Source organism: Microbacterium atlanticum (assembly GCF_015277815.1).
Taxonomy (GTDB): Bacteria; Actinomycetota; Actinomycetes; order Actinomycetales; family Microbacteriaceae; genus Microbacterium; species Microbacterium atlanticum.
In genome coordinates this window covers 112035-135692 of sequence record NZ_CP063813.1, presented here as the reverse complement: position 1 = coordinate 135692, position 23658 = coordinate 112035, and the positions used below count along the sequence as shown (strand labels likewise).

Annotated in this window: 15 protein-coding genes and 1 pseudogene; 7 read left to right on the top strand and 9 right to left on the bottom strand. The window is 66.2% G+C overall.

Features of this window, described 5'->3' with window-relative positions:
* Positions 1-100: 100 nt before the first annotated feature.
* The gene (locus tag IR212_RS00645) at positions 101-733 is read left to right on the top strand and encodes a TetR/AcrR family transcriptional regulator (RefSeq protein ID WP_228479406.1); all 633 of its coding nucleotides are present in this window, start codon (positions 101-103) and stop codon (positions 731-733) included.
* 223 nt (positions 734-956) lie between these two features.
* Here IR212_RS00645 and IR212_RS00640 read toward each other — a convergent pair whose 3' ends face one another.
* The 3 genes from IR212_RS00640 to IR212_RS00630 all read right to left on the bottom strand — a co-directional run bounded on the left by IR212_RS00640 (position 957) and on the right by IR212_RS00630 (position 6341).
* On the bottom strand, positions 957-2582 hold the full coding sequence (locus IR212_RS00640; protein ID WP_194397128.1) for a DUF5597 domain-containing protein: 1626 nt from the start codon (positions 2580-2582) through the stop codon (positions 957-959).
* Positions 2583-2907: 325 nt separating this feature from the next.
* Complete coding sequence (locus tag IR212_RS00635; RefSeq protein WP_194397127.1) at positions 2908-3324, bottom strand: hypothetical protein; 417 nt, start codon at positions 3322-3324, stop codon at positions 2908-2910.
* A gap of 197 nt (positions 3325-3521) precedes the next feature.
* Positions 3522-6341, bottom strand: coding sequence for a hypothetical protein (locus tag IR212_RS00630; protein WP_194397126.1), 2820 nt, complete (start codon positions 6339-6341; stop codon positions 3522-3524).
* Positions 6342-6722: 381 nt separating this feature from the next.
* Here IR212_RS00630 and IR212_RS00625 point away from each other — a divergent pair, with 381 nt between their 5' ends.
* Positions 6723-7037: a hypothetical protein gene (locus IR212_RS00625; protein ID WP_194397125.1), complete on the top strand. Its 315-nt coding sequence runs from the start codon at positions 6723-6725 to the stop codon at positions 7035-7037.
* A 188-nt stretch (positions 7038-7225) separates the two neighbouring features.
* Positions 7226-8539 carry a hypothetical protein gene (locus IR212_RS00620; protein ID WP_194397124.1) on the top strand — a complete coding sequence of 438 codons (1314 nt, stop codon included), beginning with the start codon at positions 7226-7228 and terminating at the stop codon, positions 8537-8539.
* 244 nt (positions 8540-8783) lie between these two features.
* Here IR212_RS00620 and IR212_RS17305 read toward each other — a convergent pair whose 3' ends face one another.
* Complete coding sequence (locus tag IR212_RS17305; protein ID WP_420488627.1) at positions 8784-9038, bottom strand: alpha-L-rhamnosidase C-terminal domain-containing protein; 255 nt, start codon at positions 9036-9038, stop codon at positions 8784-8786.
* Here IR212_RS17305 and IR212_RS00610 point away from each other — a divergent pair.
* The 4 genes from IR212_RS00610 to IR212_RS00595 all read left to right on the top strand — a co-directional run bounded on the left by IR212_RS00610 (position 9027) and on the right by IR212_RS00595 (position 16876).
* Positions 9027-10700 carry a hypothetical protein gene (locus tag IR212_RS00610; RefSeq protein ID WP_194397122.1) on the top strand — a complete coding sequence of 558 codons (1674 nt, stop codon included), beginning with the start codon at positions 9027-9029 and terminating at the stop codon, positions 10698-10700. The genes IR212_RS17305 and IR212_RS00610 overlap by 12 nt on opposite strands.
* An 889-nt stretch (positions 10701-11589) precedes the next feature.
* Positions 11590-12048: a hypothetical protein gene (locus IR212_RS00605; RefSeq protein ID WP_194397121.1), complete on the top strand. Its 459-nt coding sequence runs from the start codon at positions 11590-11592 to the stop codon at positions 12046-12048.
* A gap of 512 nt (positions 12049-12560) precedes the next feature.
* Entirely contained in the window at positions 12561-13211 is a 651-nt protein-coding gene (locus IR212_RS00600) for a hypothetical protein (RefSeq protein ID WP_194397120.1), read from the top strand.
* A gap of 563 nt (positions 13212-13774) precedes the next feature.
* A complete protein-coding gene (locus IR212_RS00595) occupies positions 13775-16876 on the top strand; it encodes a hypothetical protein (protein WP_194397119.1) in 3102 nt (1033 codons plus the stop codon).
* Between the two features lie 1323 nt (positions 16877-18199).
* On the opposite strand, the pseudogene IR212_RS00590 reads toward IR212_RS00595, so the two are convergent.
* The 5 genes and pseudogenes from IR212_RS00590 to IR212_RS00570 form a co-directional block, all read right to left on the bottom strand.
* Positions 18200-21337: pseudogene (locus IR212_RS00590) on the bottom strand (efflux RND transporter permease subunit); the annotation flags it as partial.
* A 123-nt stretch (positions 21338-21460) separates the two neighbouring features.
* A complete protein-coding gene (gene crcB / locus IR212_RS00585; protein ID WP_194397117.1) occupies positions 21461-21832 on the bottom strand; it encodes a fluoride efflux transporter CrcB in 372 nt (123 codons plus the stop codon).
* Positions 21829-22242 carry a fluoride efflux transporter FluC gene (locus tag IR212_RS00580; RefSeq protein WP_194397116.1) on the bottom strand — a complete coding sequence of 138 codons (414 nt, stop codon included), beginning with the start codon at positions 22240-22242 and terminating at the stop codon, positions 21829-21831. Before IR212_RS00580 ends, crcB begins: the two co-directional genes overlap by 4 nt.
* Before the next feature lie 73 nt (positions 22243-22315).
* Positions 22316-23320, bottom strand: coding sequence for a DNA topoisomerase IB (locus tag IR212_RS00575; protein WP_194397115.1), 1005 nt, complete (start codon positions 23318-23320; stop codon positions 22316-22318).
* A gap of 66 nt (positions 23321-23386) precedes the next feature.
* Positions 23387-23653 carry a DUF7218 family protein gene (locus tag IR212_RS00570; RefSeq protein ID WP_194397114.1) on the bottom strand — a complete coding sequence of 89 codons (267 nt, stop codon included), beginning with the start codon at positions 23651-23653 and terminating at the stop codon, positions 23387-23389.
* Positions 23654-23658 lie beyond the last annotated feature (5 nt).

The following is a 23658-nucleotide window of genomic DNA, read 5'->3' as shown; positions in this document are numbered from 1 at the left end:
CAGTTGTTGCCTTTACGATGTACGGATACGTCGTACAGATTGCACCGTACGATGTAAGCTGTCAAGCAGGGAGGCCGCAATGGCAGAAAAACTCACACAGATGGGCATTGCACAGGCGGCCCTGGCCGCTATCGACGCGGACGGTATCGAGGGGCTCAGCATGCGCAAGCTCGCGAAGAGCCTCGGCTCGTCGCCGATGGCGGTGTACACGTACTTCCCGGACAAGGACGCGTTGCTCGACGGCGTCGCTCAACTCCTGCTCGCCGAGGTCGACACGCCGCCTGAGGACATCCACTGGCGCGACGCCATGCGCTTCATCATGCGGTCCGTGCGACACGTCGCCATGCGCCACCCGAACGCCTCGCGACTCATCAACCAGTTCCCACCGCATACACCCGACGCTCTGGCCTTCGTGGAAGCGGGGTTCCGCAGCTTCCGCCGCGCCGGCTTCGACGAGCTCAGCACCGCACGCTGCTACCGCGCTCTGGCTGCGTATTCGCTGGGCACACTCGACATCGAATTGGGCGGATACTTCTCGCCCGAGACGCGCACGATCACATCGGAGACGCGCGACAGCATGGACACGCCCACGGCAGCCAAGCTCCTCCCGCTTGTAACGGAGATCACGCCAACCCTTCTCGCACAGGATGACGCGGCAGAGTTCGAGTACGGCCTCGAGCTCCTGCTGGACGGGTTCGCCGACGCTATGTCAAGATCTGGCCGCACCGCCTAGAGTTTCGCGGCCTGTTCACCGGCCACACTGACGCAGCCTCGCCGCAGCTCTTGAACACGTCGTGCGCCAACCGTCCTCCTGGGGCCGAGGTCAAGTCAGCTCATTCGATCCGCCGGTCCTCCGCCGGGTGCACGTCGGGGTCCCGCTTTCGCGCGCCGCCCGCAAAGGGATCCGCAACGAAGCGGGTTGCTGGGATTACTTGCGATGCGACAGCCGTTGCGGGCTATGGCAGCTGAAGGAGCGTCACCCGGGCGGCACCGACGTGGTCGACGGGCACGACTTGGAGTCTTTCGTCTCCATTGAGGATCCGACCGTCCTCGATCCGCCCGTCGGTGATGAGGAGCTCGGTCACGGTGTCGATCTCGACTCGACCGGCGCCCCCGGCCCTGAAATCGACTTTGACGCCTTGGCCCACGATCACGACGGTGTCGTCCTCTTCGGCGAACATCAGCGCGAATGGTCGCTGCTCCCCTGGGGTGGGAACAGGTTCGCCCGGGAGTGTCTCGTCCGGGACGGGCACGGCCTCGTCGGGTAGTTGTACGCCGACGTCGAGGAGAAAGTTCCTGACGATGCTGTTCAGTCCGCGCGCGCTGATCTGGAGCGAGCCGACTTCGGCGGTGGCAGTCTCGTCGCCTTCAACGACCACCGCCGCGATCCGCTGAGTCTGTTGAGCGGCTGCAATCGCAGTCTCGAGAGCGACAAGGTAGGCAAACGTGGCCGCGACCTGTCCGTCGGGGTTGGCACCGTCGATGCCGAATCCTGACCAGCCCATCGCCCGGTAGGTGCCCACTGCGCGGACGAGCTCACCGGCGCGAAGCCGGCTTTCCGGAACGAAGAACGGTTGAGTCGCGGCGTACGTCTGCATGACAGGATCGGCGTCGTCGACGTAGATATCCGGTGCGACGAACGCGAGCGAGGGTGCGGCTGTGTGCCAGACGTCGATGACGCGGCTGCTCGGTCCGCCGCTCGGCCATTGGCCGGGCTCATCCTGGCCCGGTTGCGGTCCTAGCCAAGCGTTGGTGTACATCGGGATCGGCTTGATCGCCCGGCCACGAGCGGCGAGTTCCTCGACGTAGGTGGCGACCGCCCAGGCCATGAACACTTCGTCGGCCGCGCTGCTGTTCCCGAACACGTCAGCCCACGACCCGGAGTCGCGACGTCCGGCATCGACCCACAGCGTGCTGAGCGGCGATCCCGCGGGCGCGACCGATGCGGCGCGGACAAGATCTGCGGGCACAGTGTCGCGCCACGCCTTCTCGGCGAGCTCGTTTCGGTCGCGGCTGTCCATCAGGATGCCGGACTCATTCTCCACCTGGACGAGAGCCACAACGTCGTCGGTGTCGTTCTCCGCGAGTTGGGTGATGAACGCCTCGAACGCCGCAGCATCCGCCTCTCGCAGGTCGCTGCTGAAGACTGACAGGACGGGTGTCGGGGTGACTCCCCGATAGTGGAACGCGCTGCCCTTCTGCTTCGATTCGATCACCGCCCGCATGAACCGGTTCTCGTCCGTGCGGACCCATCGGGGCGCGTAGGTCGACGCGGCATTCTTGAAGGCACCGAACCACAGCAGCACCAGCCGCAACCCCGACGCCCGCGCCTGCTCGATCATGTGGTCGACGAGCGTGAAGTCGAATCTCCCCTCTTCGGGCTCGCTGAGTGCCCAGCTGACGGGCGCGAGAACGGTGTTGCCGTTCATACGCCGGACGTGCGCGAAAGACTCACGGATCGACGCGGCCGAGGAACTCGAGGAATTGTGCACCTGACCGCCGAGCAGCAACGCTGGCTCCGTCCCTCTGAGGAGACCGCCAGTCCCGGGATCGACGACCCAGCGATTCGTTCCAGATGACATGCCCGACCCCTTCAGCTTCGACGCTCGATCCAGCCTCACAGCTTTTGTCGAGTTCGAACATTTCGGGTCGTAATTCAAGACATCACGACCATCGATGCCGAGGCCGAACCACCCCACCCCGCGCGTCGCATCAACACCGAGCTCCTGCACACACCACCGCGGGGACGGCTCTCACCTAGTCGGCATTCAGTGCCCACTCAGGGATGTCGAACAAACGCGCTCAGGCCGTTCGCCACCGACGTCTAGCGGGCAATGCCCGAATAGGGATCCTCAATCGGGCGGTGACCGATTGAGGGGCCCACCCGCGCACGCGACGCGCGGGCTATTAGGCGAGCCTGCGTCTCACGACAGCTGTATCGCGGTCGGGAGTGCGGACGATTCGGTCGCGCCGAACTTCAAACTCGCTCTTGTGAATGACTACGAGCCGAACGCCGTGAGCGGGGATCAGCTCGGCCTTGCGCACGTCGTACAGCCGCCGCTGCTCACCGCGAGGAACGCCGGACACGGTCGCGCGCCGATCGAAGATCGGCACTGACTCGGTGTGCTGCTTCTCCTGGAACTCCACGACCAACCCGTGCTCGGGCCAATATCCGTCTACCGGCAACCGAGCTGCACGGCCTGACGTCGGTGACAAATCACCACGGAGCCAGTCGAACCGGGCCTGCCGGTGGCCGGCAGCCGCGAGGACTGCGTCGCATAGATCAAGGACGTAGTGCTCGTCGCTCTCAGTCCTCTTCGCCACACCGCCACCATATGCCGCCGCCTCATCCCGAGCGATCCGCTTGCGGGCGTTGGGCGGAAGCGGGGCGGACAGCAGGCGTTCGACCGATAAGCGCCGGTGCGGCCAGTGCTCCGCCGCCTCGTAGTCGAACTCGGCTGGCAGGCAGGTCCGTGATTGTGCTGCATCAGCGCGGGCGCGCTCTCGGTCGGACCGGGGATTCACTCGCTGTCGCCGACGATGTCGTAGGTGCTGCGCACTATCCTGCCTAGAGGACCTTCAAGGTCCATCATCCGAGCGTCTCGATCGGCGTAGCCCAAGAGCGGCGCGATGATCGAACTCGCATCTCCGTCCTGCGAGGAGACAACCTTCGCGCCGACCTGATCGACGAACACGTCCGGCACCTTCGCGGGCCACCGGGAAATACGATCAGGCGGATGTGGGAGCCGCAGCACGACGACAGTGTCTTGGCCGTCGTCGACTTCGAGAGCCCAAGCGGTCCAGCTGCCGAAGTCGCTTACCCAACCGGTGTCGCTATCCTCCCAGAACGCGAGGAGGAGGGACCGCCCAGGAACTGTCGCGTTTACTACGCCCGCCGATTCCAATGCACCGATAACCTCGGCGACGCGCTTCCGTTCCGCGACAATCTCCCGGTGAAGCGTGTCGGCGTCCGGCGCAAAGAGCACTGAGCGAAGCCCCGAGTTGTACTTCTCGCCGGCCTGATCGATATCGTCCAGCAATGCTGCCAGCGGATGCGGCATCGATAGGTTCTTCCCGTAGCGGTGGACCGTTGTCGCCATCCGCTCACGGCCGTCGAGAATGCCATGCTCGCGTAGCCTCAGTTCAAGTAGCGGGTCGTGGCGTCGCGGCTCTAGCTCTGAAATATCCAGTGTGGCCTGAGGCATCTCGGTTCTCACCTCGAACGTTGTCCAGGATTGCGGAGCCCCTCGCGCAGCAGTGAGAAAGCGTCGGCGCCCAAGCCCTAGAATTTCGATTTCATCAGTTGTGCTCACCGATGCGAGTGCTTGTGCGAGCTTCGTCCTTTGGTCCAGACTCTCCATGACTTCGCCTTTGTGTGGCTGTAGGGTGCTTCCGAGATCGGGAGACATCGCCTCAACCGCCAGGCGGTAGCGGGCATACCGCAACCGCGGCTGCGGCAGCGCTAGTAATCGATCGAGTTGCACACGGGAGGCGAGCTCGCCAATCGCGCGCATCGATCCTTCCGCTTCGGCTCTCGTCTCGCGAGTAGGGAGCGCAACAGTAAAGCTCAGCTGCTGGTCTTCGATGGTCACGGTTCCGCCGAGGGCCAATAGCTTCTCGCTACTCCCAATCGATTGGGGGTCTCTAAGCAGCCTCAGGTGATGTTTGTGCTCGACCAGGGTTGAGCTGCCCAACGTAACGATCGCCGCACTGAACGTTCCGAGGGCTGGACGAATGAAGGCATCGAAAGCCGCTGACGCGAACCGGGGCCGCGGGGAGGCGTGAAAACGTAGCAGAACCTCGCCGAGCAACGCTGCATACTCAGTGTTGTGACGAACCATGCTGCGAACAAGCCGTGCATCCTCGGCCTCTTTCGTCTCGACCAGGCCCTGTGATTCCAATTGCGTCAGGACTCGGAGCGCATCGATCGTTCGACCAGAACGCGATTCGGCGTGGCGCACCGCTTCGCCGATCTCTGCGAAGGGGGCTAGTGCGGAACCTGGTTCTATTACCTCGATAAGGCCCCAGAGCAAGGCGATGGCGTCGTCTGGCAACGCAAGGAGTTCGCCAATCAGGCTCCCCGCCGCAGGCTTCGTCTCTCGCGCGAGAACCGCGGTCGCCGACGGAACCCACGGTTCGATTTCGCTCCTGCTCTCCAACCACTTTGCGACCGCATTGAACGCCGACTCGGCGACGTGCGCGCGCTGCTTTGCTGTGAGCACCCGGTCCCAGATGAATGCTCGCCGCCGATCGTGAAACCATGCTTCACCGTCCGACCGGTGGACGAAGATCCCCGAATCAATTAGCGAATCTGTCAGGATCCCCCACTGCAGAACGTCGTACCCCAGGTACTCGCGGATAAAGTCGTCGCTGGGCGGGTTGGCGAACGGCGCCAATTTCGCCACCGTCGCTCTGATGCTTTCCGGAATGCTCCGCCATGACGCGCGCAGGAGTGCCTCGAACCCGTCGGGCGCGGTGATCCCGTCCAGCGACTCCCCCGCGCCGGTCAACCGAACAGCATCGGCAATGAAGAAGGGGTACCCGCTAGAGAGTCGGGAAATCGTGTCCCACCTACCGCGTGGTATCTGCTCGGATTGCAGCCACTGCTCGACTGCTGGGCGGTCGAGGGGGCCCAGCAAATGCGGCTCGATACCGCGCAGGGTCACCTGGCGGATGATCTCGTCGCCGGCCTGGTGATGCGGCGTTACACATACGACGATCCGCACGTCGCCCACGGTGCACCCAGCGAGTTCCGCCAGCAGGCCGTGGTCCCCAGGTGAGAGGCGCTCGGCATTGTCGAGCCGCAACACGACCGGCCGCCCTGTAGCTTCGCTCAGTCCAGCGGCGATCTCACACAGCTCGCTTGCACGGTCAGGGACTCGAATGGCTGCGAGCTGATCGTCGAAACCCAGGACGCCGCCCTTAGCGATATCGCCAAGCACCTTCTTGCCAATCGCAACTGCTTCCTTACCCAGCTTCGACTCGGCGTAAGCGAGAGCGCCCGCGACAACCGCCCGCCCAACCTCTCGCCCCGTGACGGTTCCGATTCGATCGGCGATCGACTTCACCACGACCCATGCGTCACGAACATCGGTCGCGCTGTCGAGGTATTGGGTAATGCAATCACTAATCGCATCCGCGAGCGCCGTCTGCAGTGATCCCTCAACTGAACGCAGAACTATAGGACGCGAAACGAGGGGCTCTCCCGGCCACGCCGTCAGACTGGAGAGAAACGACGACTTGCCGATGCCAGAATCACCCACAACGAGCAGCAGTCCATTGGGCGATGCGGTGATTGCGGCACGGTCGCCATCACGCCCATATAACGCCGACTGAGTCATCACCCTATTGTCTTGCGGGCGGCGTTAGAGTCGTGCCCCGGCGCGCTGGAGCGCGGAAGGTGGGGGGAGGCGCGAGTCAACCCGCCGAGCGGCGGACTCCCGCCACTCAGACGGCTCCTGGGTTGCTGGCTGTCGGATCCCTAAGCGGGCGACGATCGGAAGCCGTCCCGCTCTCGAGCATTCGAACCAATCGCGGCCTGATGCCGGGCCAGACCGCTCGAGGGGTTGCGGCGGTGAGTCCTTGAGCTAGGGCGGGCGTAGGACGCAAGCGGCACCATGGGCGGGCAATCGCCTCAATGAGGATCTCCAACGCGGACACCGCGCGAATCGCGCAGTCCATCGATAAGGTCGAGTTCCGCCTTCGGACTGGATCGAGAAGACTTGGCGAATCTGAACCTGAACAAGAAGCCGCTGCCACCGGCGCCAGGGTGGGGCGTTCCGCGTCGGTCGTGGTTCTGGCCAGCTTTGTATCTCACACTGATCCCGCTTGCGATCATCTTCGCGTTGATCTACTCGTTCGACGGTGCGGTCAGCGCGAGCATATTCGGCGTGCTGGCGGGTGCCGGGTGGGTCCTCGTGTGGTTCGTTGCGGTCCTCGTTGCGCTGGATCCGATCGGCCGCCCGCGCCGCCGGCCACCGATACGGCTGCCGCGTGAAGCGGAGCGGAAGAAGACGCGCACCCGACGCGCGCGTTAGCGGTGCCGGTCCCGCCAGCTCAGCCACTTGCGGCGCTGGCGGCGCTGATGTTCAGGGCGGCGACGATCGAGCAGATCCTCCACCGCGATTGACTGCGTGCGTGATGCTCGAGCGGGCGCCGGTCGCAAGGGAAGCGTGCGCGAGCGGGGGGGGAACCCGGGTCCTCCTGCCCCCGATATGCTCCGTCCATGGCCTGGCTGTTCGATCTGCTGCTGATCGGCGGCACGACGATCGTCTTCGGCGTTCCCGCCGCGATCGTCATTGCACTCCTCACCTTCCTGTGGAGGCACCGACCCCCGCATGGCTCAGGATGGGGGCGATTCAAGGAATCAGTGCGCAGGCATCCGTGGGCAGCGTGGGGCAGCGGCATTGGCCTGGGGGCCGGGGTACTCGCGATCATGGTCGGAGTAATCGGGCTGCAGTCACAGACGCAACCCGGCCCGGGGCCTGGGCCCACGACCGCGTCGACTCCCATCGCAACGCCATCAGCCACGCCGATTCCGACGACCACGCCCGTTCCGCTGGGCGGGTGGGGGCCTAGTCGTAGCCTCGCGAAACACGACGCCCGCCCACAGGGGGCAATGCTCAACTCTGTCGTGGACGACCCGAGCTTCGGGGACGAGCGCGGGTTCATGGTTGTGCGGCTGGCTGACGATGATGACGCCACATGGTCGAGCTCCGTCGTCGCGGTTCCCGGCATGGTCTACGACGTGGCCGTTATCGTCAACAACGACGCGTCCGAGGGAGGAGAGGCTGCCGAAGGCGTTCGTGTACGCGTGGAGATACCCGCAGTGGCCAGTGGAGTCGATGCGGCGTCCGAGGCATTCGTCACAGCGTCCAACGTCTCACCAGAAAAGATCTGGGCCGGGATGGCTTGGGTGGCAGAGACCGAAGGTGTCGATTACGCGCTTCGCTACGTGAGCGACTCCGCAATGCTTCACACAGGCGGTGACGCGAACGGCGCACTGCTCTCGGACTCACTCTTCGAGGAAGGCGTGCTGATCGGCTGCGACGCCCTCGATGGCGTTCTACCCGCCGGGGAGCGATGCAACAGCTGGGTGAGTTTCAAGATCCGAATTGACCGGCCCGACTTCGACGTCGAGGCGCTGGCTGAAATAGACGGCACAGATCAATGGGCGAACCGATTCGTTGGAATCCCGGGACAGCAGGTAACCGTCGCGGGCACTTACACAAATACGGGTACGACGATGCAGGACGATGTCACGTTCACCGTCGACTTGCCCGACAACATGCACTACGTCACTGGCAGCACGCAATGGTCCAACGCATCCACGGATAGGCACCCTGCGAGCAGTGACGAGATCGTCGACACGGGGATCAACGTTGGCTCGTACGCACCTAGAGCTAATGCGACCGTCTACTTCGACGTAATCATCGACGGACCGATAACGGGGTCGCGCATCCAGGAGATTGAAGACATGGTTGTTGTCCATACGAACGCTGGCAGCAAGGGAGCTACGTTGACTGTGCGCTGGCCGTAAGGGAGCGAGACTGAACCGCGAGCCTCACCTCGATCCCCTTACGCGCAACGCACGATGAGGGAATGTGGCGGGCACACGACACGGTGCCCTGAAGATGCGCACGTGTGCTGCGACCGTCCTGCGCGTCTGTGCGGTGCCGAATGTCGGCGGCGCGTGAACTCTGAACGTTTTCGGCGCCGTTACTGACCAGTGTTCGAGCGCCGTCGACACCGAACCCTGCCGGGCGAATCCGACGCTGGCGCTGTTAGGACGCCACGGGTTCGGTGGCTGTGCGCCTGCCTACGCAAGTGAAGTCGTGCACCCTACTCGCGACATCGTGCGAGGCTCCGTCGGGCAACGTGACCGTGCATCGAGTCGATACCGGCACCTCGATGCGGACTTTGCACGAGTCGTCGTCGAGGCCCAACGACGACGACGCGCGACCGTACAGGGTCTCGACCACGCCCTCTGCGGAGGTGGAGTCGGTGGCGTGATGGATGATTGGCGGGTGAGGGATCATGCCGAGCCGGCGCAACACGAGTACCCGTTGCCGCCCCGGACGACCACTCGGAAGCGGGGGCTGGCTTGGCTTCTTGCGCTGCTCGCTGGCGTCGTGGCTGCTGTTGTCGTGGTCGGGGGGCTGGTGGCGATCCCGCGCGACAGTGATGGCGATGGGCTTAGCGATGCGGTCGAGGAATCGGGATGGCGCACTAGCGGTGGCACAGTGTATGTCACCGATTCGCACTACGCGGACACGGACGGTGACGGCCTAGACGACTCCGAAGAGGCCGGCGAGGCTGTCTCCGAGTCACCGGGCAGGACGATCTATGCGGGTATCTCCGACCCTACGAAGTCTGATTCCGACGACGACGGGCTTGAGGACAGGACCGAAGTAGAGGGGTGGCGGACGACGAAGGGCGTCCTTTATCTGACCGAGCCGATGAACCCGGACACCGATGGTGATGGGGTCACCGATGCCGAGGAGGCCGGTGGGGTGCTCCTGGAGGCGGGGAGCGCTGGTTACGAGGCGATCTCAAGCCCATTAGTTGCGGACTCCGACGGCGACGGCCTGACGGATTTCGATGAGTACGACCTGGGTACCGACTCGTGGGCCCGCGATACGGACGGCGACGGGCGCTCGGACTTCAGCGAAGTGACTGCGTACGATACCGACCCCCGAGCACTTGACTCGGATGGCGATGGATACAACGACGATTACGAGATCTCGCACGCGGCCGATGCGTACGATCCCCTCGAACCGGCCATCCCTCCTGACCCCGCGCGATTGGCTGAGGACTTCTACGTCGGTGCGGTCCTCGGTGCCTGGGACGAGCGTGATTCCGTCGCCTGGCTTGCTGGGAACGTCACCCAAGGTGGCACGATCGTCGTTCCCGGCGTCGGCGAGGCGATAGGGGCCGTCGGAGATTTCAGGGACTCGCTCGCGCAGGCCCTACGGGGCGATTATGCCGATGCCACGCTATCGGCGCTGGGCCTGGTGCCCGTGATCGGGCTGACGGCCATCACACCCAAGGTTGTCAAGTTCGTCAAGCGACTACCGGAGCTCCGCGTCCAGGTCGACAAGTGGGTCGGCAGCATCGACGTCCCTTACAGCTGGCAGCTCACGTTGCGCAAAGCGGTGTGGGGTTCCAATTGGGACAACCTCACGTCACGCGGCTTCACCGATGCGGATCTCACCCGCATGGGCCCGACGCGACGGGCGAACCTTATGGAGGAAGTCCAGCAGCGCCCGTCGTCCATAGGGTCGCGACAGGCGGCGATCACCGGGGACACTCGAAACGAAATTGGCCGCAACGCTGAGTTGGCCCATGCCGCGAAGCTGGACGCTGAGGGTGCCGAGAACGTCAAGGTCCAGGTGACGGTCGACGTGCCGGACTCGTGCACCGCGGCCTGCGGCCCACGGCCCACGCGGAAGTTTGATGTCTGCTCCGGCGGTGCTACGGAGTTGTCGTGCGCGGAGGTCAAAGCCGGGTACGCGCCGTGGAGCACGCACATCCGGGAAGAGATTGCCCGCGACGTCGAGTCTCTCAAGTCCGGAAAGATCAAGAGCGTCGCTTACCACTTCTACGTGAGCGAGAAGTCGGGAACTGTCGGCGCGGACCCCCAGGTGCTCGAACGGCTCAGGGAGAACGGCATCCCGTACGAGATCCACCCTCCGAACTGACCGGTGGATGCCGAGATGCGCACCCGATAGCGTTCCCCCGCACCGAGCATGGTTCCCGTCGGCGCGCGCTTCAGGGCGAACCGGTCGGAGCGGCGGGCAGTGTATGCCTCCCAGGGAGTCCGCCGACAACTCGAGTCGTGGATCCTGGTGACCAGCAGGGACGATCCCCAACCGCACCGCGTCAGCCCGCGGTTCGAGGATCCGTATGCGGGCGGTGCACGCTGGCGGGGGTGTGGCGGGCGCCGTGCATCCAGTCGCCTTAGCCGCGATGTCGGAAGCGCTCGATAGCGTCGAGACCCCGACACCAGGAGGAGCGATAATGACCGATTCGTGGCGTACGACGCTCGCGAAACTCCAACTCCTGAACTCGAGTTGGCCACTCGGACCGTGAGGGTAACCAAACGAGCTACATGCGGCGAGCCCCCAACGCCCCTTGCGGGTGCACTGCCCGCATTCGGATCGCTCAGTTTCAAGCCCAAGGACGGGAGGCGCTCGCTAAATCGGCCATGTCTGCGTCTTGGGCTTGCCAGCCCGCTTGCGGCTGATTTCAACAGCGCGCTTGCGCAAAGCGTCGTTGTAGCGGTTCCGCTCAGCTTCAGTGAGATCGCGCGACTGCAGGGTGAAGCTCGCTGACCTTTTCACGCCGAGCCGCCTCGGCGATCGTCATCTCGCCAGCGAGGATGCTCAGCACGATCCTCGCCTTCTTCTCCACCGGGATCACTGGTGGTCTACCCATGGTCAAACTCTCCGCTCAGGACTCAATCAATCGTCCTGCCACAAAGTCTGACGCGCGACACTTGCCGTCATTGTCGTCTGTGCTTGGGTAAGTCTTTCGGTCTCGTCCTGGTGCGCGAATGGCGATGAGGAAGCCCGCGGGTGGAACGCGAGCATGTACACGCTGCCAATCATCATTAGCGCGGGGATCCTGCAGTGGATCGTTGCAGCCTTCCTCGGCGAACCCATCGTCTCGGCCGACTGGAACTGGCAGGCGTGGGTCATGGTCGGTCTGGGCGCAATTACCGTCCCCCTGCTCGCGTTCTGTGGCGCTGCAGGAATGGCGTTCCTTTACGAGACCACCGTTCTTCGCACATCTGAGGGTCGACTCCACTATTACGCGAGGGTCGGTTGCCTCCTCATGGCCATCGCGATGATCTGTGCCCCGTTCGTGGCGTGGTTCCTGATCTACTTCGGTGTCCAGTTCATACAGCGTGATCTCTTTGTGTTGGGTCTCGGCATGATCCTCGTTCCCGTGAGTTGGTTCTTAGTGCCCCTGCTCGGAAGCCTTTTCGAAGGTCGGTGGAAGCACCTGACCGAACCACGGAAACCACCTGAGGACGACTGGTTCTAGGTCAAGGCTCGCTTCTCCAGATTGCGCGAAGGACGTCGGGGACAATCGAAATCAGGGTGCGCGCGCCGGCGCCACTTGAACCTCAGGTGGCGACAACCTTCGGCGAATGCCGTTCGGCGGCGCAAAGTCCGCCGGCGCCAGGGAGTGTTCGACGGCACGCTCCACGCGGTCGGCGCAAGGGCAGTGCGCGCTTGAGGCGCGTGGCGTGCCGGCCGGAGTGAGTTCGGTTGTGGGTCGTTGAGCGCGCAGATATTCGGAAGCGACCCCGAGAACGATCGCAGGAATGGTGATTCGCACGGCCGACATTCTGTCTCGATATACAGCGCTCGTTAGAGGCCCAGCGCGCGAGATCCGGTCGCCTTGAGCGCAGTCGAGCCGCGATCTATGTCGGCGCGCCCTTCCCTGATCGTCAGTCGCTCGCGGCGTGAACCACCTGACCCGCATGGCGAGCGCTGCATCCGCGGCGACGATGGATCCTGCGTGTCCCGACGTCGCGACATAGGTGCGTATAGATGCTCGCCCCGAGTTCCGGCATCATTGCCGATGATGAGACGACTGTTTGTATAGAGCGTGAAAGCCACCAGATGACTTGGGAAGCCTTGGTCGCCGGCCTGGCCGCACTTATTGGTGCGGTTGTCGGCGGTCTGTTTGCGATCTGGGCACAGGCTCGTGAGGCAAGGGCTCAAGCTGCGCGCGACCGAGAAGCGCGCGAACACGACCGCGCCGAGGCTCGGCGCGCGGACGGCATGGCGGACTGTCGAGCGATCCTCGCGGAATTCATCGAACTCCGCCGGCTGACGCCGACCATCCAGAATGATTCCGGTGCCTGGCGACGGATATGGACCAGTGATCGACAGGATGCGCTTCACCTTCGAGCCGGGCTGATTCCCGACGACCGAACGAGGAAGGCCGTGTCGCGCCTTCTCGAGCACATTGACCGCGCGCCAGTCTTCGCGAAGGGATCGTCTGACTGGCCCGGCGCGATCTGGGAACTGGGTGAGCTTGTCGACCTTCTCCTGAAGAAAGCCGTACAGATAATGAACGCGTACGTACGGGGCGATGCGATAAGTGATGAGTTAACCGACGTGTCGTTCTTCGAAGGAATCGCTGATCGTCATGATGAGTGGTTCAACGCAGAGTTGCGCGCGAGGGGTGCGCTCTAGCGGATCGACCGCCGCGTCACATCGTCGTGTCGAAGCTGACCCCGTCGCGGTGGGCCAATAATTCGACTGTCTCCTCCGCACGCCGGCGGGTCGTTTCAGCGGGCGGCGATGACGCAATTGTTGGCGATGGCTACATGGTTGGCCTGCACCCACGCAACTATCTGGCCCACGGGGTGACTCAGCGAACTGGCTCCAAGTCGCCGGCGGTCTCGTCGCTGCCCGGCGGACGCTCCACCCGCGCTTCCGAAGCCATAAACCGCGACGTTGATCCGGAGAGCTGACGCCGCCCCGGATCCTTCTTCACACGACAAGACGATGTCAACACGACCTCCATGATCTAGGAAGTGTCGCGATCCTCGCGAGAATTCATCGCGTCGTCGACACTCGCCCGGCGGCATCTTGTCCAAGCGGACGCCGGGGCCCTATCCTGCAAGCAATCTGCAGGCTGGGGAGCCGAGATGCGCTGGGGAAAAAGGCCGTCATTGGGGTGGGCGCTATTCGCCGTGACTGTGGTCCTTGGGCTCGTTGTCCTATCGCGACTCGACGAGGCTGTCCTCACCGCGATGTCGACCGATTGGGTCGCTGAGCCGCAAGCCACCGCACGCCGTTCCGGGCCGACGCTGGGACTGTTCTACTGTGACGAGAACTTCTGCCGTCGGATGAGCGGCCCTTGGCCCGAAGTGTACCTGGCCCTCTCGCTCGGGATGGGTGCCCTCTCGTGGGTGCTGGTCCGCAAGGTGGAGAGGCATGTCTCCGAGTCCCGGGGCCGACGAACCACCTTCACCGTCGCGGTGCTGACCTTGACGATGTTTATGGTGGCGTCCCTGGTTCGCTACCTTGCGGCGAACGGCGTCAACCTGTCGCCGTGGGCTCTTCGAGTCACGGCGGCGATCGCTGTTGCCGGTCTGGTCGCCTGCCTGCTCCTACTGGGGCGTCGGGCATACCCCGGCTCCGCGGGCAATTTCTGGCGATCGATCGAAGCGATGACAGCGGACCATCGGGTGACAGTCGTCGTGCTGCTGATCTGGTCAGCCGCCCTCCTCGCAGCGCCCATCGCCCAGCAACAGATCGCGGACGCCGTCCGCTCCCTGGGCGTACAGACTGCCCAGTCGCGGGCGCAGTTGGCCTCGCTGGTCGCGGGAACGACCACTCTCGCCGCCGTCGTCCTGTATACGTCGCTGCGGCTGAACCAGCGCACACAGACCAAGAGCAAGCCGATATCGGCGTGGGCATGGCTGGTTGCCGGGGTCGGCGTCGGGCTGCTCGGCGGGCTCGTCTGGGTCCTCGGCGGCGGACCCGGGTTGCTCATGCTCGCCGCTCTCCTCCTTGTCCTAGCGCTGCTGCAGCGTTTCGCGCTACCCGCGAACACGAAGTCCCCCAACAACACGCAACGCAGCGGCACGACGACGGGACGCTCGGACGGCAACGATCAAGACCTCACATCGTCTCTCAGTGCCGCCCGCCAACGGCTGCCGTGGGTCCTCGCCGCGACCCCGCCATTGGTCATGGGCGCGACCATCCTGGCCTCGGAGCTGGACGTGATCGTTCTGGAATCCGGATACTCGAGCGACACTGTCCTCGTCCTCGCCGTCGGGCTGCTGCTCGGCCTGTCGAGCGCGTTGCTCGTTGGGTTCGGCTCGCCCACTCTGGTACCGAGGCCACGCCGCCGGGGCGGTCTCATCATGCTGGTGGTGGTGACGGTCGGTCTGGCCGTCCTGGCCGCGAGACTACCCGCCGATCCCACCCTGACTTGGGTCGCCGCGGCGTTGATCGCGCTCGCGCTGGTCGCAGTGTTCGTCGTCTCCGCGTCCATCGGCAAACCGTCCCTCGCTTACGCACTGCCTTTCACCCTGCTGGTGGGCGTCGCCATCGCGATCGCTGTACACATCGAGCCTCGGTTGACCGGCTGGAACCTGGGTGCGGTCACGCTGGTGGCGCTCTTCGCGGCCTTGATCATCGCCCTCGGCTACGCGGCCGTCGCCGGCGCAGACCGCTACCCTCCGCCCGACTTTCTGCATTGGGCGGGGATGACCCGATTTCCGATCATCAGCCTGTTCCTGATTTGGTGGGTGCTGGCCGGGCTGGTGGCTCCTGCACAGATGCACGACGTCCGCCTTACCGCAAGCACCTCCACGGCAGCGCCCAGCACGCTCGCGGACGCCTTCAACGCCTGGGTGGCCGCGCAACCTGAGCTCGCCGAGCTGTCTGTGGACGGCGCAACCGCTGCATCCCCTGTCCCGCTGGTCGTGGTCGCGACGCACGGCGGCGGCATTCGCGCGTCCTACTGGACCGCCCTGGTCCTCGACTGCATCGTCGCCCGTGAGATGACGCTGCCCGGGCCCTACGAACCCGATGACGTGGACACGTGCGCCGGACCGCGCCGGAGCGCGGCAGAGCAACAGATCGCGGCCGGGCGGCTCTTTCTGGCCAGCGGTGTCTCCGGCGGTTCCGTGGGGCTGGCGGCTTACAGCATGGAACTGCTCGACAACGAAACACTGACAGCCGGATGGGTCGACCGGCGCTTGAACGCCGACTTGCTCTCGCCCGTCGTCGGCTGGGGCCTGTTCCACGACCTCCCCAACCACTTCTTTGGCACCTACCCCCGATCACCGTCGGTCTGCACGATTCCCTATCAGAGCCACTGCCTGATCCAGGATCGGGCAGCCGTTCTGGAACAGACGATCGATCGAGTAGGCGGCGGGAGCACCCATCTGCTGCGCGAATCGTGGCGGGAACGATCCGAAACCGTCGACGGGGTCGCCGTGCCACCGCTGCTGGTGCTGAACTCGTCGACACCGAACATCCCCCACCGTGCGATCACCTCCCCCGTCGACCTGTCGACCTGGCCGGTGTACCTGCCCGGTTCAGGCGAGCTGACCGGCCGATCCCTGCCCCATCCCGTTGCCGGCGCTGTCGACGTCGTCGATATGCTGTGCACTTCGTCCGACCTCAGACTCTCCACCGCCGCGGTACTTTCGGCGCGTTTCCCGTTCGTGTCCCCCTCCGGGCGGATCGCAGGAAACTGCGGGGTCGATCCCGGCAGCAGCATCCCGGTAGTGGAAAGGGACTCCGCTTGCGCGACAGGGTCCGCGTTTTGCGAAACGCAGCTCGTCGATGGCGGCTACATCGACAATTCGGGCATGCTGACCGTCTCCCAGATCTGGCCCGAACTGCGCCGACTCGTGCTCGAGCAGAACGCCCGCACGCCCGCACACCCGATCGCCGTAGTCGTCTTGGAGATCAACAATGAATACTCGAGCTCGCTCGCAGGGCTGTTCCGGATGCCCGGTGGGCGTGCTGGTGAGTCCTTGCTCCCGCTGGGAGTGGCGCTGAGTGCGCCCAGTGCCATCGAAGCCGCAGCCCGCGAAACCGTTCTGCTTTCACACGCGCAGAACTGCGTCATCGGCATCACGCCGTCGGACGCCCCCAGCGCACAGGCACCACTCGGCTGGGTGCTGTCGGACGTCACCCGCAGCGATCTCCGCGACGCGTTGACGGCACCCGACCCGCGGGCAGGTCAATACGGATCCCCCGCATACTGGCTACGGACCATGCAGGACGTGCTCGGCGAGCACCTCGGCCCCGGCGACAACCGCGCCCTCGGCACGACCCTTGCATCCTGCGTGCCCGCCGCCGACCCGTCTCAGCCAACACCAGTCGGCTGACCGCTCAGCCGGACGGTGGACAGCTCCTACGCTCAGCGGGCGATGTCGCCGTCCGCGACCGATCGGCGAAGCAGATTTCGACGCAAATCGCCGGCGGCCGATAGACCATGTCGAGGGCGCCGACATCGGCGCCTAGTCGCGACCTCGTCGATCCGGGTCCAACGCACGGTCGCCGAGAACGACACCGACTCACCTCGGGCCGGTCGTCGAGGTGCCATGGTGCGGTGGCCCTAGGATGCGCTGGTCACGCCGGGATGCGCGATCGCGAGTGACTCGGCCAGGTGCGTCTTTTTTCACGCCCCCTTTTCCTCCGCCATTGGAATGAGACGCAGCACGGTGTCGATGCGGTGATCCTCGCTCAGGCAAACGACGCGATCGAAGCGCTCCTCAGGATCGACACAATCTCCATGCTCACAAATCAACCAGGTCGCGGAGATTCCGACTCCTCCCCAGGTGTATCTCCCGTGTCCGATCGCCGGTCGTTCACCGCGCGCCCTCCCCGCGTTCCGCACCGCGCACCCCTGGCGTTGCACAACGTGCCCGTTTACCCGGCGCGGTGATGTCGCACTGGAAGGCCGCCTATGCGTGCGGCCTGCGCGACCGGCGCTGGCGTCACTCTCGCGGTGGCTGATGCCCGTCCGTGTCGGAGGTTCCGTCAGCGTTCTCATGCGGCTGCGGGTCCTCAAGCTCCTGAGCACTCTCGTCCGACGCCTGCTCATCGGCGTCGGTTGATTCGTCTGCCCGTGTCAGGTCATTGGTGTCGGCCGACGACTCGGGCCCGGCTTCTTCCGACGCCTCATCGACGCCACCGTCCTGCTCGGCAGCTCCGGCGTCCACAGTCCCAGCTGCAGAGTCCTCGCCGCCCTCCACGGTGTCAACCGACGCACTCGCCGGGGCAGGCGCCGACTCCGACACCTCGACATCGGGATCTTGTTCAACAGCCCCCGGAGCAATGTCCGCAGCACCAGCGGACTCAGTGTCCACCGCCTCCGCGCCACCGCCCGAAACCACCTCCCGACCCTGGTCCATCCCAACGGAGCCATCAGCGGCAGGCTCCGCGGCAACGGCAGCCGGCGCCGGCGTGGCGTCCGACACCTCGACGTCGGGGCCCTCCTCGATCACCGGCACCGAGATCTCCGACGTCGCGGTCGATACGCCGCCGTCGCGCTGGCGTCGCTGACGCCGCGTTTCGAACGCCGCAGCCGACGCGGCACCGACAGCAGCGCCGACACCGACACCGGAAGCCGAGCCGGAACCGGCACCCGACGAACGCGGCACCTCAGCCCCAAGACCCCCGGCCCCGACGAGCGCCGGCACGGCCGCGGCATCCGTCCCACCCGCCGGCCCATCCCCGCCAGACCCGGGGTCACCGGAGCCATACCCGCCCCGCCGCTCAGCCCGCCGCTCGCGCGCACCCTCGACGAGGTTGTACAGGGTCGGCAGCACGAGGAGCGTCAGCACCGTCGACGAGACGAGCCCGCCGATCACGACGATCGCGAGGGGCTGCGAGATGAACCCGCCCTGGCCGGTGATGCCGAGCGCCATCGGCGTGAGCGCGAAGATCGTCGCGAGCGCGGTCATGAGGATCGGGCGCAGACGTCGCGAACCGCCGGCGATCGTCGCGTCGTGGGCCGACAGGCCCTTCTCGCGGTACTGGTTCACGAGGTCGACGAGCACGATCGCGTTCGTCACCACGATGCCGATGAGCATCAGCACACCGATGAGCGACGCGACCCCGAGCGGCACGCCCGTGATGATCTGCAGCAGGATCGCGCCGGTCGCCGCGAACGGCACCGAGATCAGCAGCAGCAGCGGCTGGCGAAGCGACTTGAACGTCGCCACCATCACGATGTACACGATGAGGATCGCAGCCAGCAGCGCCAGGCCGAGCTGCGTGAACGCGTCCTGCTGCTGCGTCACGACACCGCCGAGCGAGGCATCCGCCGCCGCCGGAAGCTCGGCCTCGTCGAGCGCGGTGGTCACCGCGGCCGACGCGCTCGCGAGGTCGTCGGTCGACGGCGTGACCGTCACCGTGGAGGTGCGCTGGCCCTGCTGCGTCGTGATCGACGTCGGCCCCTCGCTCTCTTCGACGGTCGCGACGTCCGAGAGCGGAATGGGTCCGGTCGCGCTCGGCACCGGCAGCGCGCGCAGCTCGTCGAGCGACGCGGGAGTCTCGGATGCCGCCAGATAGACGGTCAGCGACGTTCCGTCGATCTCGACCGACCCGATCGACTGCGGCTGCATCGTGTTCGACACCAGCGCGCCGACCGCGACCTCCGACAGGCCGAGCTGCGCCGCCCGCTCGCGGTCGACCGTCACGGCGATGTAGGGCAGCGACGCCGACAGGTTGCTCGACACCTGGCCGACGCCTTCGGCTCCGTCGACGGCCGCCACGACGGCATCCGTCGCCTCCTGCAGGGTGCCGGAATCGGGAGCCGTCACGTCGATCTCGATGTCGCTCGAGCCGAACCCGCCGCCCGCGGTCGAGACGGTGATCTCGCCCGCGTCGTCGAGCTCGGCGACCGCCGCCTGCACCTCTTCGCGCAGCGCGACCTGGTCGACGCCCGGGTCGGTGGTGATGGAGTACGTGATGCCGCTGCCGCCGCCCGAGAACGCGTCGCGCAGCGCCGAGCCGCTCGAGCCGATCGACACCTGCACGGTCTCGATGCCCTCGATGTCGAGCAGCACCGCCTCGACCTCCTCGGCGGCCGCGCTCTCGGCCTCGAGCGACGGCGCCGGGCCGATGTCCTGCGTCATGGTGAACGTGTTCTGGCCCGAGTCGCCCAGGAAGTTCGTCTTCATGAACGGCGCCGCGGCGATCGTGCCGATGAGCACGAGCAGCGCGAGGCCGAGCGTCGCCCACGAGTGCTTCATCGTCCACCGGAGGATCGGCAGGTACGACTTCTGCAGGCGGCTGGGCGGGGCGGCCGGGTCTTCGGGGTCGATCGCGACGCCGCGCTCGTCGAGGATCGGCTTGCCGGGCCGGAGGAACCAGTACGCCAGCACCGGCACGATGGTGAGCGCCACGAACAGCGACGCCGTCATCGCGATCGTGACGGTCAGTGCGAACGGCCGGAACAGCTCGCCCGTGACGTCGCCGACGAACGCGATGGGCAGGAACACCGCCACGGTCGTGATCGTCGAGGCGGTGATCGCCGCCGCGACCTCGCGCACGCCGCGGAGGATCGCGGTGCGCTTGTCGGCGTCGCCGACGTAGTGCCGCTTGATGTTCTCGATGACGACGATGGAGTCGTCGACCACACGCCCGATCGCGATCGTGAGCGCGCCGAGCGTGAGGATGTTCAGCGAGTACCCGAACGCCTGGATGCCGACGAATGTGATGAGCACGCTGGTCGGGATCGAGATCGCCGCGACCAGCGTCGAGCGCACCGACAGCAGGAACACGAAGATCACGAGCACCGCGAACACGAGGCCGAGCAGGCCCTCCTTCGCGAGCGTGTCGATGGACTCCTGGATGTAGGGCGCCTGGTCGAACACCACCGTGAACTCCGCGCCGCCCAGCGACTCCTCGAGCTCGGGCAGGATGTCGAGCACCCCGCGCGACACGTCGACGGTGTTCGCCGCGGGCAGCTTCGTCACGGCGATCGTGAGCGCCGGCTCTCCGTTCACGCGCGAGACGGTGGTGACCGGGTCGGCCTCCTCGGCGACGGTCGCGACGTCCTGGATCGTCGCGGCGCCGGCCTGGAACTGCTCGGGCGTCGACGGCACCAGCGGCAGCGCGGCGATCTCGTCGACGGTCGTGATCTTGGCGCCCGTCTGCACCGTGAGGGTCTCGTCGCCCTCGGTGATCTCGCCGCCCGGGAACAGCACGCCGTTCTGCTCGAGCGCGTCGCGGATCGCCTGCTGCGTGTAGCCGGCGGCCGCGAGCGCCGCGGGGTCGGGCGTGATCGTGACGCGCTGACCGACTCCGCCGACGATCTGGGCGGCGTTGACTCCCGCCACATCCTCGAGGTCGGGGATGACGGATGCCTCCAGCTCGGCCTGGATCGACTCCTCGTCGTCGTACCCCGTCACCGCCAGCTGGATCACCGGGAAGTCGTCGATGCTCGCCGTGATGACGCTCGGATCGACGCTCTCGGGCAGCTGGCTCTTGATGCGGTTGATCGCCTGCGTCATCTTCTGCTCGGCGGTCGCGAGATCGGTGCCGTACGTGAAGGACGCCTGCACGATCGAGGCGTTCGTCGTGCTCGTCGCGGTGGAGGTCTCGAGTCCGGGCACGCCCTGGATGGCGTTCTCGATCGGCACCGAGACGTCGTTGCTGACGACTTCGGGCGAGGCGCCCGGGTAGGTCGACACCACGATGAGCGCGGGGAACTCGATCGAGGGGATGAGCTCCTGCTTGAGATTGGTGAGGGCCAGGCCGCCGAAGATGGCGGCGACGATCGTGATGAGCGCGATGAGAGCGCGGTTCTTCAGACTCAGGACGGCGAGGTTGGACACGGATGCCTTCGCTGGGGGAGGTGGTGCGTCGAATACGGGAGCCCGCACGATACGAAGATGTATCGGCTGTCAGTATTTCATGCACCTCTCATGTGAGCCGCCTGAGCGTCGAGACGGGCGGTCTCACGCGAGGGCGGCCCCGAGCAGCAGCCCGAGTCCGGCCGCGACCGCGGCGAGCGCGAGCGTGCCGAAGAGATTGAGCGCGGCATCCCGCCACCGCCTCCGCTCGGCGAGCAGCACCGTCTCGACCGACACCGTGCTGAAGGTGGTGTAGCCGCCGAGGAGCCCGGCTCCGAGGGCGAGCGACCACTCCGGCGCGACGGCGGCGCCGAGCCCGGTGAGCAGGCCGAGCGCGAACGATCCCGACACGTTGACCACGAGGATGCCCACCGGGAACCGCGCGCCGGCCCGCGGTGTGACGAGCCGGTCGACGAGGTGACGCAGACCCGCGCCGACCCCGCCCGCGACCGCGACGACCAGCAGCCACGGCGTCATTCGGCGTCCTCGACGGCTTCGATGCGGCCGGGAGTGTCGGCGATCCGGCGTCCGATCACGAGCCCGACGACCGCTCCCACAACCCCGGAGATGACGGATGCCGCGGCCAGCCCCGCGACGAGCCACGGCGTTGCCGCCCCTGCGGCCAGCGCCACGGCGAACGCGCTGTAGGTCGTGAACCCGCCGAGCACTCCGGTGCCGAGGAACGCGCGCAGCAGCGGCCGCCTTCCGTCGAGCCATCCGACGACGATACCGAGGAGCAGCGAGCCGACCGCGTTGACGCCAAGCGTCACCCACGGCACCGCCGCGGGGTCCTCCAATGGGACGATCACGGCCGCGCGGGCGAGCACGCCGACCGCCCCGCCGGCCACCACAACCCCGAGCACACGGGCGTCGACCGGCTGAGGCATCCGTCCACGCTACTCCCGCCGTACGCCCGGCTTGAGCCGCGCCCGGCCAGGCTCCCGCGCCCTCGCGGTGCGCTCAGGCCACCTCGACGACGTCCTCCGGCTCGGTCTCGCCGCGGACCGGCCGCAGCAGCTGGCGGATCGCCGACTCGGGCGTGCGCGACAGGTCCAGGAGGTTCCCCTCGCGGTAGCGGACGAACACCCTCGGGTCGATGTACGACCCGCGCGCGACGGCGGGCGTGTTGCCGAGCGCTTCGGCCGTGGCCCGCACCGCGAGCACCTCGGCCCGCTTCAGGTCGGTCTTGGTGTCGACGGTGCCGATGTGGGCGAGAGCCTCGGCCGCGAGGATCGTTCCTCGCAGCGTGCGGAAGTCCTTGGCGGTGAACTTTCCACCGGTGAGCGATCGGACGTAGGCGTTCACCTCGGCGGGGGTCAGCGGCACGCGGCGGCCGGCGCGGTTGAAGGCCAGCAGCGGCGAGCGCGGGCGGCCCGGCACGAGCAGCTCGATGACCGCCGCCAGCTCGGCGTCGTCGATCTCGAGGTACTGCAGCTTGCCGCTCTTGCCGGGGAACGTGAGGGTGACGACGGAGCCGTCGACCGAGGCATCCCGTCGATGGAGCGTCGTGAGGCCGCGGCTGCCGTTCTGCGCGAGGTAGCGCTCCGAGCCGATGCGCGGGGCGGCGTTGTCGAGCAGCCGGAACGCGACGGCGAGCACCCGCTCACGGTCGAGGTCGTCGCGGCGGATCGACGTCGTGACCCTGGCGCGGGCACGCGGCAGCGCCTCGGCGAGCGCGAGCGCGCGGGCGAACTTGCCCTTGTCGCGCCCGGCCGTCCATGCCGGGTGGTAGATGTACTGCCGCCGCCCGGCGTCGTCGGTGCCGACGGCCTGGATGTGGCCGTCGGCGCGGGCGCTGATCCAGACGTCCTGCCAGGCCGGCGGGATGACGAGCGCCCGGATGCGTTCCAGATGCCGCTCGCCGGGGGTACGGCCCTTGGCGTCGAGGTAGCGGAATCCCGCTCCCGCACGCAGGCGCCGGAAACCCGGGTCTTGGAAGGGACGCACACGCGTGAGCTTCGGCATGTGCTCAGTCTCCCCTGACCGCCGGTCCCGCCGGCGCATCGGCCGACGGGCCCGGCGACCACATCCTCAGTGGTTCCGGATCATCTCGATGAGCTCGGACTTCCTCTTGCCCGAGTAGCCCGAGAGTCCGAGCTCCTTCGCGCGCTTGCGCAGCTCGGGCACCGTCCGGTCGTCGTAGTTCGTCGCGTTGGCGCCGCGGCGGCCGACGGTCTTGCGGCCCTGGTTGGCGGCCGCGTTCGAGATGCGCGCCGCCTTCTCTTTGGAGGCTCCGTCCTTGCGAAGCTCCTCGTACAGCTCGCGATCCTTGAGATTGGATCCGCGTCCCTGTGGCATCGCCT

Coding starts and splice junctions, on each gene's coding strand:
- IR212_RS00645 (WP_228479406.1), top strand. CDS start 101: ATGGGCATTGCACAGGCGGCCCTGGCCGCTATCGACGCGGACGGTATC.
- IR212_RS00640 (WP_194397128.1), bottom strand. CDS start 2,582: ATGTCATCTGGAACGAATCGCTGGGTCGTCGATCCCGGGACTGGCGGT.
- IR212_RS17305 (WP_420488627.1), bottom strand. CDS start 9,038: ATGATCCCTCACCCGCCAATCATCCATCACGCCACCGACTCCACCTCC.
- IR212_RS00580 (WP_194397116.1), bottom strand. CDS start 22,242: ATGCCTCAGCCGGTCGACGCCCGTGTGCTCGGGGTTGTGGTGGCCGGC.
- crcB (WP_194397117.1), bottom strand. CDS start 21,832: ATGACGCCGTGGCTGCTGGTCGTCGCGGTCGCGGGCGGGGTCGGCGCG.
- IR212_RS00605 (WP_194397121.1), top strand. CDS start 11,590: ATGTACACGCTGCCAATCATCATTAGCGCGGGGATCCTGCAGTGGATC.
- IR212_RS00620 (WP_194397124.1), top strand. CDS start 7,226: ATGGCCTGGCTGTTCGATCTGCTGCTGATCGGCGGCACGACGATCGTC.
- IR212_RS00570 (WP_194397114.1), bottom strand. CDS start 23,653: ATGCCACAGGGACGCGGATCCAATCTCAAGGATCGCGAGCTGTACGAG.
- IR212_RS00600 (WP_194397120.1), top strand. CDS start 12,561: ATGCTCGCCCCGAGTTCCGGCATCATTGCCGATGATGAGACGACTGTT.
- IR212_RS00575 (WP_194397115.1), bottom strand. CDS start 23,320: ATGCCGAAGCTCACGCGTGTGCGTCCCTTCCAAGACCCGGGTTTCCGG.
- IR212_RS00630 (WP_194397126.1), bottom strand. CDS start 6,341: ATGACTCAGTCGGCGTTATATGGGCGTGATGGCGACCGTGCCGCAATC.
- IR212_RS00595 (WP_194397119.1), top strand. CDS start 13,775: ATGTCGACCGATTGGGTCGCTGAGCCGCAAGCCACCGCACGCCGTTCC.